10 protein-coding genes and 1 pseudogene are annotated in these 13,419 nt (G+C 48.6%); all 11 read right to left on the bottom strand.

What is annotated here, in order from left to right; all coding sequences use genetic code 11:
• Positions 1-18 precede the first annotated feature (18 nt).
• Complete coding sequence (locus tag I2H74_RS12645; protein WP_195574322.1) at positions 19-1,053, bottom strand: NAD-dependent epimerase; 1,035 nt, start codon at positions 1,051-1,053, stop codon at positions 19-21.
• A gap of 28 nt (positions 1,054-1,081) precedes the next feature.
• Entirely contained in the window at positions 1,082-2,236 is a 1,155-nt protein-coding gene (locus I2H74_RS12640; protein WP_195574321.1) for a glycosyltransferase family 4 protein, read from the bottom strand.
• The gene (locus I2H74_RS12635; protein ID WP_195574320.1) at positions 2,199-3,659 is read right to left on the bottom strand and encodes an O-antigen polymerase; all 1,461 of its coding nucleotides are present in this window, start codon (positions 3,657-3,659) and stop codon (positions 2,199-2,201) included. The genes I2H74_RS12640 and I2H74_RS12635 overlap by 38 nt, the downstream gene beginning before the upstream one ends.
• Positions 3,660-3,673: 14 nt before the next feature.
• On the bottom strand, positions 3,674-5,020 hold the full coding sequence (locus I2H74_RS12630; protein ID WP_195574319.1) for a phenylacetate--CoA ligase family protein: 1,347 nt from the start codon (positions 5,018-5,020) through the stop codon (positions 3,674-3,676).
• Between the two features lie 41 nt (positions 5,021-5,061).
• On the bottom strand, positions 5,062-6,321 hold the full coding sequence (locus I2H74_RS12625; protein ID WP_229106606.1) for a lipopolysaccharide biosynthesis protein: 1,260 nt from the start codon (positions 6,319-6,321) through the stop codon (positions 5,062-5,064).
• 1 nt (position 6,322) lies between these two features.
• Complete coding sequence (locus I2H74_RS12620; protein ID WP_195574317.1) at positions 6,323-7,510, bottom strand: glycosyltransferase; 1,188 nt, start codon at positions 7,508-7,510, stop codon at positions 6,323-6,325.
• Positions 7,511-7,533: 23 nt separating this feature from the next.
• Positions 7,534-8,916, bottom strand: coding sequence for a hypothetical protein (locus tag I2H74_RS12615; protein WP_195574316.1), 1,383 nt, complete (start codon positions 8,914-8,916; stop codon positions 7,534-7,536).
• Positions 8,913-10,094 carry a glycosyltransferase family 4 protein gene (locus I2H74_RS12610; RefSeq protein ID WP_195574315.1) on the bottom strand — a complete coding sequence of 394 codons (1,182 nt, stop codon included), beginning with the start codon at positions 10,092-10,094 and terminating at the stop codon, positions 8,913-8,915. Before I2H74_RS12610 ends, I2H74_RS12615 begins: the two co-directional genes overlap by 4 nt.
• The gene (locus I2H74_RS12605) at positions 10,091-11,452 is read right to left on the bottom strand and encodes a phenylacetate--CoA ligase family protein (protein WP_195574314.1); all 1,362 of its coding nucleotides are present in this window, start codon (positions 11,450-11,452) and stop codon (positions 10,091-10,093) included. Before I2H74_RS12605 ends, I2H74_RS12610 begins: the two co-directional genes overlap by 4 nt.
• 44 nt (positions 11,453-11,496) lie before the next feature.
• Positions 11,497-12,963 (bottom strand): lipopolysaccharide biosynthesis protein, encoded by a 1,467-nt coding sequence (locus tag I2H74_RS12600; RefSeq protein WP_195574313.1) that lies wholly within the window; start codon positions 12,961-12,963, stop codon positions 11,497-11,499.
• Between the two features lie 248 nt (positions 12,964-13,211).
• Positions 13,212-13,419 (bottom strand): annotated as a pseudogene (locus I2H74_RS12595) (CpsD/CapB family tyrosine-protein kinase); the annotation flags it as partial.

Here is a 13,419-nt window from a genome sequence, read left to right as displayed (position 1 = left end):
TTTATGAATTAAAATTGATTACGACAGAGTAAGAGAAGGAACAGCAGCTTCTTGATAATAGCTGGAATACCACTCTACAAACCGACTTAATCCCACTTCCAGCGAAGTGCTTGGTCTGAAGGATACCGCCTCAAATAAGTCCTCTACATCCGCAAAGGTCGCCTCTACATCTCCATCTTGCATCGGCAGAAGCTCAACGATCGCTTTCTTCCCAATCAGCTTCTCCAGAATACTGATAAAGGAGGTCAATTCAACCGGGTTATGGTTGCCAATGTTATATACGCGATACGGTGCATGGCTCGTTCCTGGATCGGGCTGAAGCGCATTCCATGTTGGGTCCGCTGCTGGGATATGATCCATCACGCGGACAATTCCCTCTACGATATCGTCAATATAGGTAAAGTCTCTCTTCATGTTGCCGTAATTGAACAACTGGATGGGTTCATTCGCCATGATCCGCTTCGTAAAGCTGTAGTAAGCCATATCTGGTCTGCCCCATGGTCCATATACAGTAAAAAAGCGCAGCCCCGTGGTTGGAATGCCGTACAGATGACTATAGGAATGAGCCATCAGTTCGTTGGCTTTTTTCGTTGCAGCATACAGGCTTACGGGATGGTTCACAGGGTCTTGAACCGAGAAAGGCACCTTTACATTTGCGCCATATACAGAGCTTGACGATGCGTACACCAAATGTTCAATTCGATGATGCCGGCAGGCCTCCAGCACGTTGCCGAATGCAACGAGATTCGATTGCACGTAGCTGTAAGGATTAATAAGGCTGTACCTTACGCCCGCTTGTGCTGCCAAATGAATCACTCGATCATACTTTTTATCATTGAACAACTGATCCACACTCGCTCGATCCTCCAGCTGAAGCTTGTGGAAGGTAAAGTTAGGATGCTGAAGCAGTTGCTCAAGCCTTGCTTCTTTCAGGGCAGGGTCATAATAATCATTCATGGCATCGACACCCGTTACCTCATAGCCTCTTTGCAGCAACTGCTGACTTACATAGTACCCAATAAATCCTGATGCACCTGTAACCAGAATCGTCATCTCATCGCACTCCCTAGAACTAAAGTTTTCAACTCATCTTTGTAAATAGCGAAAGGACCTCATGCTCAAATCGCTCTTGATTGAACTTCTCTCTCACATACAGCTTGGTGCTGGAATGAAGGGTTCGTCGGTAGTCTGGAGAGGTCTTCATCGCTTCAATTGCTTGGGTAAGGGCTTCTTCATCATCATGGGGGATCACCATCCCATAATCAGCATTCGGAATGATCTCCTTCACTCCGCCTACGTCTGTCGCAATGACAGGAACACCAAAGGACATGGCCTCAATAACCGTTCTCGGAAGCCCCTCGGAGCGTGACGGCAGTACAAGCACGTCCATCACGGCGTACACGGGCTGAAGCTTCCGCTGATAGCCAAGCTGAATCACTTGAACCTTGCTTTGCATTAACCGCTCATACAGCCCTTTCCAATACTCACTCTGCCCATCACTTGGATCTCCTGCCATCAACAAAGCCAGTTCATGGCCGCCTCCGATCTTCCCAAGCACATTGGCAAGAACATCAAGGCCTTTACGGGGATGGATGGAGCCTACATAACCAATGACGAATCGCTGTTCCTCAATCCCATACCTGTTCTTAAGTGCTGCAGCATCAACCTCCGTATCCTCCTGATCAAAATCAAAGCCGGTGTAGATATTGGAAGTCTTGTGCGCGTAGCGTGCTAGAAAGGAGGTTGGGAGCCTTCTTAAAACGCCTTCGGCAATCGTAATCACTTTATTGGACAATAAAAAGCACAACCGGGTCATCCAGTTGTGCTCAATATCTGCCCGAACGTAATAAATAACCTTGCAGCGGAGCAGCTTTGCCGCCATGCCGACATAGACAAGGGAACGAGCATCGTTCACATAAATAATTCGAATGTGATGCTGATAAATATAATGAAGCACCCTGCAATTAAATGTGAAGAGTTCAGCTGCCACTCGAAGCTTATTCAACCAATTGTATTGAAGCACTCTTCCATTAAACACATTGCTTCTAGACCCTAGCTTAATAATTTTGACCGGAATATGGTTGCGCTCCAGCTCTTCAGCGAGCCGTCCCTTGTTTGTGGTCAGCACTTCACAGTGAAAGCCTCTTGAGAGTACGCCCATCAACTTGACCATGCTTTGCTGAGCACCGTAGTAGGAGTTATATCGGGATTCTACGAATAGTATTCTCTTTTCCATGTCTTGACCCCTCATCGATCACAGAATTCATTCGAAGATGCTTGCCATGCTTTCCTTTGAACAGAAGCTTTAGGATCTGATCAAGCCCTAGGAGCAATAAGCATATTCCGCACATCCATAGCACCTTGATCTGAGCCGAAGCTGCAAATATTTGAGAAATGTATACGATCGTAGAGGCATAAAGAACCATCGTCAGGTGAGACCTTCTTTTTTCTAACAGCTGCCTTTTCCAAATCCACACACATGCTCCTGTTAGTACTCCCAATACAATGACGCCAAGCCAGCCAAAATTAAAATAAGCCCAACCATAATTGCCAGCAGGTAGTCCCCAATAGTCTGGTCCCATTAAGGTGTATCCGACTACGCCTGTTTCATCGGTTATCGGCTTGTTCGGCCAGATTGAACGTGGAATCGGCGCATAAAAAATGCGCGTAATCGGTTCTCCGTAGGTAAAAGCGATTAAGCCCGAATCCACTCCAGAGACAATCGCGGGAACGATGTCTGCTGTCTGCAATTGATTCCCGGCTTTGAACATCAGCTCGCCAAGCCCCGACACACTAAGGTTCATCTCGCCTTCCATCCGCATATTCCCCCACATGAGGGCAATGAGGAGCACACCTGCTGCGACAGGTGCCAGCAAGGCAAAAGATAGTCTTCGAATGAAATAGTGATAGACAATTCCAAACGGCAAAAGCACTCCAAGCAAGGCTGCGCCTCTTCCTCCAAACAGCATCATCATCGCTGTGGTCAGCACGGCTGCTGCAATGCCGCGTTTTGGTGCTCCTCCAAATAAAAAAAGGAGTGCCGACACGCCTCCTAGCGATACCATATTGCGAATATATGCGAGGCCTTCATACTCCTCTCGCCGGTTCACCATTGCAGCAAGCATCGCATCCATGCCGCCCTGCAGCATGAAGATATAACCAAAAGAGGCGATGCTGATTGCTAATAGAATCGCTGCCAATCCTTTAGGATAAAGAAAGTTATACTGCCCTGCATAGCGCCGTTCTTCATGTTCTCCTGCGCGAATAGGCGCAGACTTTCTTGCTGCGGCTAGATTGGACAGCACATACCCAAGCAGCATGCAGCCAAGCCAAACCGCAAACATAAGAATGGATAGCTCAATGTAGGTCTTTGCACCGCCGGAGTCATCAAGCGAGTATCGTATGCTGTATCCATTCAGCAGCTTATCCGAATAATTGATCCAAGAGAAGAACGGCATCCCGATATATAGGATAAAAGGATGGAACGTATCCTTTGTCAGCCATAACGGCAGGATTAAGATGATGAGGCAAGTAGACAGCAAGAAAGCCCCATATATATCGGCACTCTTTAACAGCCAAAGACAACTTGCATAGATGGCAAAGGTGCATATAAAGAGCAAACTAATGGATAGTTGAGCAGGTTTCCTTTGATCAGTCACGATCGATAATGGCCTCATAGCCTGACATCCACTAACTTTATCTTCCCATTTGCCCCGCGGGGAATCTCTGATACAAACGTAAACGCTAGATCAACGTTGGATGGAGGATTAACAAGCTTTATAAATCGCTGTTGAAAGCGCTGCTGCACAAATTTGCGGCTTCCTTGATCCCGCTCCTTCATGACGATTAGAAACTCAAACCTGTGCGTAGAATGCTGGATTAACTGGGCCCCATTCACCTCTACGCCATCCAAGCCGTGAAACAAATGATTAAGCACAAGCATGCTGATTCTCCTACCATCTTCAAGAAGCAGTTGGTCTCCAAGTCTTCCTTCTATCTTCTGCAGCGAATCCCATGAAGAGGAACATGAGCAAGAGGAATGATACGAGCCCTTAACCGCGTGATCGCCAATCTCGTAGCGAATCAGCGGCATGCTCTTGCGAATCAGTCCCGTCACCACGATCAAGCCCGATTCTCCTATATCAGCTCTGTTCCCATCCTCCTTTATGAGCTCCACGGAACCAAACATCGGATGAATGTGCATGCTTCCGCAATCCCCTTCGAATGCACCGTGCGCTCCTTCCTGAGAGCTGTAGAAATCATAAACTTTATGGCACAGCTTCTCCTCAATGACAGACTTCCATTGGGGAAGCAGCGTCTCTGAGGTGACCATAGCGTAAGTTCGATTTTTGCGATGCAGCAAAGAGTCTCCTGCAAGCTGGGCCAGCTGAAAGACAGCTGAGGGGTAGCCTTGAATAAAAGCAGGATCGAATGCATGAAGGAATTGAATGATCTCGTGCTTATGTTTCTGTCTTAATTGGTAGATGGAGATGTACACCTCATTGGTGCCGTAAGCACGGGACAGCCACTGTTCGCCCTCCTCCTTTATGGAGCCTAGCAAATAAATGGTTCGTGGCGAGCTGGTCCCGACTATTCTTCTCTTCCATGTATCAAAGATCGCCTGCTGCATTCCTTTTTCCTGCATCGTGGCTTGCAAGCGCAGAGGATTGCCAGTTGAGCCGCTCGTTGTATGCCGTACGGTGTTGAAAGAAGATCGCGTACTGAAAAACTGCTCATTATGCTTCTTCACGGTCTCCTTCTTCAAGATAGGCAGCTCTAAAAGAAGCTCCTCAAGCGACCTGCCCCCAGGATGCAGTTCGGGGTACAGCGCGCCTCTCATCTTATAGTAGGGGATGAAATTCCTTGCATATTCATAGATTTCTAGGAATCGATTGCGCTGATAATCCATCCATTCATCCTTCGACATCGACCAGAAGCGATCTGCTAAAGCTCGATATTTAAGACCGTACAGCTGCTTAACTTTACGGTTCCAACTGACTTGAGTCGTACGCAAACTCATATCCTGTGATCTCTCCCTAGCGTTAAGATGTCATGGGCGGTTTACGATTGCGTTACGGCCATCTTGTTCTGCACCAGCCGCTTTCTTGCCGCCTGATATGCAATAAAGGATGCTATCAATGAAACGATATTCATCATCAGCAATGTGCTTGCCGCCCCTAACAATCCATTATTCGGGATGAGAATCCAAGAGAGAACCAGCGTGGAGCCCATCGTAAACATGGAGATGAACAGTTGATGGTAAAATGATTGTGAAGCAAGAAGGCCAAAGCCAAAGAACGATTGCACATACCCAAGAACCGCACTTACGATAATGAGCACAAAGGCAAGCGGGTACTGCGCATACTCCGCTCCATACAACAGCGTAAGGATCGGCTTCGACCATAATGTCGCGACTGCAACAGCTGCTGCACCGATGATGAGCGTCATCCCGCACAGCTTCAGCATGCTTTGATCCAGAACCTGAAGCTGGCCTTGCCTGTAATGGCTTGCAAGACGAGGAAGCATGGATTGCCCGATCGAATGAAACACTACATTGCCAGCTACCATCATGTAGGTCATGGCTGACAGAAGTCCAAGCGTTTCCATGCCATGAGCATGCTCCAGCACATAGCGCGGGATATTGGTATTGAATGAGCCAAGCCCTGCGACGATGCCAAGCGGAAAGCACTTTTTCACAATTTCCCCCATGCCTTTAAGGTCGCATTTCCATTTCAAAGACTCAAATCGCTTGGCATGCTTGAGATCGTATCCGATAAAGCGCAGGCCCCATACCAGCACAAGCAGCAGCAATCCCGCTTCCAAGCGACCCGTGACAAGAATGCCGATGCTTACTGAAGCGAGCAGTAGGCCTCCTTTCACAAGCTGGGATCTCCCGATATAGTCCATTCTGCGATGCTTTTGAAAGACGCCATAGGCCAGATCACTTAGAGATTCAAATACCTTGCTTAATAAAATGAGATACACAATGGTCCACACCTGAATCGTGTGCTGCTGAAACAGCAAAAGGACAGAGAGTATACCCACCGCCATGATGCAGCCGAGCGACCTTATCCACATATAATGGCTGAAGGTATGAGCGGGATTGGCATTAACGGTCTGTGCACTTTTAAGCTGCATATTCAGAGTCAAGATGATGGGAGCCGTAATAGATAGGGCATAGGTATACATTCCTAACATCTCCGAATTACCGAACCTGGCTATGAGAATGAGAATGCCCCACTGACAGGCGGCATACATGCCGTTTCCAAGCATCGTCCATGAGATGTTGCGTTTTAATGATAAGGCTCGCCCCTCCGACATACTAGGCTCTTTCATCCTGGAGAACGGTATTGTTCTGCCGCTCCGCGTGATGCTTGCTTCCTTTTTGCGTTTTTAGAAGCAGTTCCTCATACAAAGACTCTGTCTCCGCAATCGTTTGGCCGATCGTAAAGTGTTTGCGCACTCTCTCCTTCGCGTGTTCGCGGAACATCTGTCTGCCTGCATCGCCAATCTCAATAAGGACCTTCATGGCATGAAGAAGTCCCTTTTCATCTCCTGATTCCACCAGAAGGCCGGTCTCTTGATCAACCACAACCTCAGGTGTTCCCCCTACAGATGTGGCAATGACAGGCGTACCCGAAGCCATTGCTTCCAGCACGACATTCGGCAGCCCCTCCCATTGCGAGGCAAGAACAAACATATCGGCTGCTTGAAGCAGTTCATGGACGTTCGAGCAGATTCCTTTAAATTGAACCTTGTCTGTAAGCTTAAGATCCTTGCAATACTGCTCAAGCTCTTCTCTAAGCGAGCCATCGCCAATCAGAATCAGCTTCACTTGATCATGGATCATCGCCAGCTTATGAAAAGCTGAAATAAGCATTCGATGATTCTTTTGCGTCTCAAGCCGACCTACGCAAATAAATACGAGGTCCGTCTGATTAGCCCCCCAACTTTGTCGAATCTGCAAGCGGCTCTCCACCGATATCGGCTTGAAGCGGCCCAGATCAATGCCGTTATAAATAACCTTCATCTTATCTTCCTTAATGGTCCCCTTGTTCACTTGGACCATCCCGGCCTTCTCGCATACGACCGTGACGCAATCTGTGAACATATCTGTCATTTTAAGCAGGCGTTCCCGATGCCAGCCCCCGATATATTCATTTCGGATCGAGGAGATAACCACGGGAATGTTGAGCAGCTTTCCAATGACACGGCCTACAATATCAGCATGAAACATATAAGAATGAATGATATCTGGCTTAAGCTTACGGATGTGGTTGAAAAGCTTAATAAAGCTTAATGGCAGCAGCCATTTGTGCTTGACCGTCAAGCAATGCACTTCGATATTCTCACTTCGAAGCATGTCGGCTACTTTACCATTGGGCAGCATGGATATGACCACCGTACGGTATTTCTCCATATTCAAATGCTTTGCAGTATGATAAAGCATCATCTCTGCTCCGCCCATATATAGCCCTGAGATAAATTGAACGACAACTCGTTGTTTCAAATCCATCACCACTTAACGATTAGTTAGGTAAACTGGCGTCGCAGGGAACCTTCCATAGCCTCTATGGAGACAGCCTGCATATACTCTGCACACAAGCAGCCTAAGAAAGCCCATCGATACGCCCATACAAGCGATGCCATCGAACCGCCTGTACCCACTCCGGACACCCAGATAATGATCATGATGCCAAACAAGCTTAATCCGTAAGCGGAAAGCAAACGTTGAGGATTGCGAAATAAATAAAAGGCAAACAAGGTAAGTGCCAGAAGCAAGGCAATGTAGCCTAGTGAATACACCAAGCCTCCTTGCGCTAGATAAGTAAGATACGTATTATCCGACGATACTTTCATAATTTCTGGCGGATACAAGCCGATTCCGTATGGGTTCTGGAAGAAAAAATCGATCCAGTAGCCCCATGTTTCCTCCGAGCGACCATGCAGATTGCGAAGGGAAGGATCGTTAACATCCCCTTGAGCCAAACTCACGATTGAGGTAATTCTCTGTTGAATGGATGGGGAATAGAATGCGCCCACTGCAAGCAGGATTCCCGCTACAATAATCGTCTTCCAGAATACCCCTGTACCCGCAAAGCGATGCTGTCGGCTTAGCACGACTTTAAGCACCATCACAGCCAGCATTCCCCCCAATAGCGCCAGTAAGGTGGTTCGTCTCATGGACATAATCACCATGCCAAGTCCCGTTATAAGACCGATCCACTGGATAGCAGTGCTTGGCAGCGCTGCATGTGCGTGACTATAGCCTTCTTGGGAAAGACTTCTTAATTTCCTTGGAAATTGCATCAGCAGGACAAAGCAGACAATGGCTGAGGTTGATCCCCAGGTTGCAAGGCTAAACGGTGCTTCGGTCAGCCCAGTTACCACGTAGTTCATGACCTCCGTCTCCCCATTCCCGCGAACGCGAACGGGCTGCCACGGCAGGCTGCTGTATGGCAGCCATGACGTGTTAATTGAAATAAACTGCAGCAAACCATACAGAAAGTGAGGCAGGCTTACCCATACATAGGCGCTGACCAGCTCCTTGTATCGGACAATGCCTCTCATGGATGCATGGTAGAACAGCCAAAACGCAGTCGCGTAAAGAACGGTTCGAAGGCTGGGCAATACCCCGCCTAGCAGTTCGCTCAACGTATAGGGCTTGAGCGTGAGGCCTAAGAAAGGCACTAAGCATGTGAGCATGAGAAAGAGAACCATCACACCTTGAATGGACTGTGTGGAGCGCCTTTCCGGGAGCTTTACCCCTTTCTTTAGCGTATAGGCAATCCATACAACAATCAGCATATCCAGCGGCCGAATAAAGGAGGGCAGCCTCAGCATTTCTTGTATGGGTTCGTTGTACATCAGCGCCGCAATAAAGAACATGAGCGTCCCATTCAGACGATTCATCATGAAGATCTCCTATTCGCTTGGACTTTTGGCGACTGCAGTATTTCATCATAGATGGCTTGAATTTGCTTAGAGGTCTCCTCTGCGCTGAACTTGCGATGAACCGTAGACAACGCTTCGCGTGTAAGCTGTTCGCGCTGCTTGGCATCTTGAATAAGCCTCTTGAGCTGCTCATAAAAATGCGCTTGGTCTTGCGGATCGGAAAGGAGTCCATCTCGCCCATCCGCAATGATCTCCGGGACACCGCCAGCTGCCGTTGCCACCACCGCAGCGCGCGAGGCCATCGCCTCAATCACGACTCGGCCAAAGGGCTCTGAGACCGAGGTTAACCCAAACACATCCATCGCTCTCATCCAGCGTTCGGGATGGGCCTCATAGCCTCGCAGCTTGATGCGAGTTGAACAGCCTGCAGCATCGATTTGCTGCTGAAGTTCTCTCTTGTAGGCCCCGCCCTCATAATCTTCTCCAATGACAACCGCATCAAAGTCAAGACCTTCCTGCAGCGCTTGAATGCAGGCTTGGATAAACCATTCAGGACGCTTCGCCCGCTTCAAGTTGCCGACAAAGCCAACGAGAAGCCTGGCTGGCTGCAGGCCAAGGCTCTGCTTAATCTCCGCCTTGGAGCGTGGGCTCCAATACGTGGACAGGTTCACGCCGTTATAAATGATCCGGCTTGCTGGCGTTCTGGATTGGCGCTCGAACCGGTGGGACGTATTCTTGGCGATATAAATCAGGTAATTCGCGTAGCGCAGCCGCAAAGAATCCAACCAATGATTGCCTTTCTCCTGTCTAATGTGCCAGATGACAGGAATGCCAAGCTGCTTAGCTGCCACCCCCCAAGTGAGAATCGAGGTATCGTCGTTAAGATGGACCAGATCTGGACGCTCACGCTGCAAATAAGCTTTTGCCGTCACGTACGACTCCCAATACGCCCTCAAGGCACGAAGCTTGCCCTTCCATCCGGCGGAATGATGAATATTGCGAATTGATTTCTCGTGAATCGATAGAATGCTCGTCTTAAGATTAAGCTCCCGGTACAGCTCTACTGCCGGCCCTTCACCTGGGTAGATAGCTACTGCCTCCCACTGCGGCGAATGATTCAAATGATCGATAATTAACGAGGCCGATATAATCGATCCTCCAACCTGAATGCCTGAATGAGGAAATACAACTTTTCTCATGGAGCGCTCACCCTATTTATAATGTATCGATGCTTTCCCGTAATCGTTTCTTGAATCTCATCAACAAGATGCACATTGATCCGCATCTGCTGCTCGACTAAAGAATCAAGCCTTTGCTTTAGCTGTTCACATTCCAGCGCGACCTGGGCAGAATCCATGTTCTCGGGGATACAGTACAAGTCAGCTACGCCCCGCTCCTCCTGAATGATCTGAAACCGCCGAATCCATTTGCATGGGATAATCTCCAGCATAAAGCAGGCCCCATCAACCTTAGAGCCGTCCTCCAAGTATAAATAATCTTGTGAACGCCCTTGGATTTGTTGAATAAGCGGCCACCCACGCCCGCATGCGCAGGGCTCCTTCGCCAAGGCTCCGCGATCACCAATCTGATAGCGAATCAAAGGCATTGCTTTGTTCGTAAGCAGGGTAACCACGATCTCGCCAACTTCACCAGGCTCAGCATGACTGCCATCCTCGCGGATAATTTCAACCATATGAGTCGTCCCGCTGATATGCAGCCCTTGGTGATGGCTGCATTCGCATGCAATATCGCCTACCTCTCTTGAGCCGTAGCGATTGAACACAGGAGCACCAAACTGCTCCTCAATCTTCGCTCTCATCTCTGGAAATAGCGTTCCGGCTGAAGTCATGATCGCACGGGGGCGATGAATGAGCCGGCACCCTCCCTTCTCAAGCAGCAGGGCGAGCTCATAAATGCTGTGTGCATAAGCTAGGATGAACTCTGGCTTGTACCGATTGATTTCATTCACGTAATCAACCATAATGTCATGATTCATTTGATAGGAGCTTAAGGTCATTCTGCGATGCACCATGCTGCCGAGCTTATTCAACAGCGCTATCTTGCTCTTTTTAATATCTCGCTGTGCTCCCCATAAGGTAAGCTTGCGCTGCCCCAGCCTCGTATTTGTCCATTCATCAAACAGCAGCTTGTTCGCTCTGGAGTGATTGCGGAAGTTCTCGTCCTGAAGCAGTCTAGCCATCTGGCCTGTCGAGCCGCCGGAGCTGTTCCATCTCGCATTCAGATAGCTTCCCTCGCTGCACAGCTGCTCGGAATAATCATGCAATTCATGCTTTGTTAATAACGGAATCCGCTTAAATGTCTCCCATGAGAATTGATCCCATGTTATTCCTTGCGCAAGAAAAAGACGGCGATAGTAAGGGTTGTGCCGTTCGGCATGCTTTAGCAAACGGTGCAGCTTGTCCTCCTTGTACCGATTCATATCATCTGCACTTTGCCACTGCATCTCCCGCTGTCGATTAAGGATCTCCCACACATTCCAGCCTTTTATCGCGCTGCCTAAGCGATAGATCCCTTCATATACAGCCTCCTGTATCAACGTTATGGCCTCCCCTGCATAGTTGTTTTATTTCAAGTGGCGGATTAACCATTCACTTGTTCCTTCACTTGTTCCTTCACTTTTCCCTTAAATAAATAGCTCTTCATCATTTGCCTCAACTCAAATACATTCAGAATAAGGCAGCATGCTGTAAAAACGACAACGCCGATCACGACAGAGGCCACGACCCATCCCACACCGGTATGAGCTCTTAATGGCCATATCAATAGAGCCATCACCAACGCTGCTATGAGGGCCTTGCCCATCTCTCTTAGCGGCAGCTTCACAGGAAGCAATTGATAGGCAATGACCCAGCCATAGCCGATGCCTATCAAGTAGGCGACTGACGTCCCGATTAAGGAACCGTGAATTCCGAGAATGGGGACAAGCCATAGATTAAGCACCAAGTTCACAATTGCGGCAATCGCTGTTGGAAGCAGCTGCTTCTTGGTTGATTTCATCGTTTGAAACACGACGTCAACCCCATACATCTTCATGCAGCGAATGAAGCCTGTAAACGCAACGATCGGAATGATTGACACGGCGATATCGCGATATTGGGCGCCAAACATCGTATGAACAAGACCCGGGGCAAGCACGGACAAGCCCACTGCAGCAGGTAGTCCAATACTGAACAGCCAACCGATGTTCATCCCGATCGATAACGAGGCCTCATCCTTCCCACTCTGCTCCATCGTTCGGATCACAAGCGGCAAAGCCCCCAAATTAATGATCATGAAGATAGTCGTTAGCGAATTCTCCGTAAAGTCAAAGGACATCGCATATGCTCCCGCTTCATCCAATCCAAGGACATTGCCGATGACAATTCGGTCTGTAATATGGATGATCGTGCTTAACGCGAAGGTAAGCGTTAGCGGCAAACCGTAGCTAAGCAATTCCTTAAGCAGCTTTCGATCGATGCTTCGAATTCGCAGCTGCTTCATCCAAATTGCAACGGTCGGAAAGCTGGCAGAAAGAAGCAAGCCCGCAAGCAAGCCTCCAAGCAAGCCGTACGCACCGAACCCGTAGCTGATCGCGATAAGGCTGAATACAAAGACGAGCACCGCTCGAATGAGAGATAGAATCCCGTATTTTACGCCCTGCATGCGGGAGCGAAAGAAGGTGAGCTGAAGCTCGAACCAGGCCTGAGCCCAACCAACCAGCAGGCTTAACAGCCATAATCCGCTTAGGCTCGAAGCGTCTCCCATAAAGGCATAGCCGATGCTCCCCAATGTAGCCGTTAATCCAGCGGTAACCAAGAACGCTGCTGTAACGGTTGATATGGATCGGCTGATGTCGCCTGTCTCAATATCCCTCGGTAGGAAGCGCAGGAATCCGAGTCTCAGCCATTGGAACATGACAGAGTTCATAAAGCTTACCACGGTCATGGCTAGAGCAAAGACGCCATATTCCTCCGGCAGCATGTACCGGGAATATACGGCGACACTCAAAAAGGTGATTACACCTGGTATCCCATGCGAGAAAAAATATAGAATAATCTGCTTTAACATCTCATCATCTTCCTTTCGAACAGGGCACAACCTTGCCGTTGCACACTCTTAGAAAAGAAAAAATGAAAGAATCCAGGGCATTTAACCCTCCCTCACGCCGCACCCTTGACGATTTACGTCTAAGGCGTCCCTGACGCCCACAGTGCAGCCGAGTGCCTACCATGATAAAGGTACAGTAGACATGACCTTGTCTTCCTATAAACTCTCGATTTATAAGAAATGCGACCGTTGCCGGTTTCTATAATCTCTTAGTAATAGCCATTTAAAATATGTTTATTGCGAATGCGCTTATGGTTCAGGACAACGCCCATCACATTATTTTTGATCTGCTCAAGCTGAATCTTCGTCTTCAGAATCATGTGGGACTTCGTCTTCTCCGCTCTCGCTACAAGTACCACACCGTCGCTCTTAGCACTTACAAGCTTGGCGTCTGTTAGGACGAGCGCTGGAGGCACA

This window comes from Paenibacillus sp. 1001270B_150601_E10 (assembly GCF_015558675.1).
Lineage (GTDB): Bacteria > Bacillota > Bacilli > Paenibacillales > Paenibacillaceae > Paenibacillus_B.
Note: the sequence above shows the minus strand (reverse complement) of the source record. Positions and strands in the feature narration are given on the sequence as shown.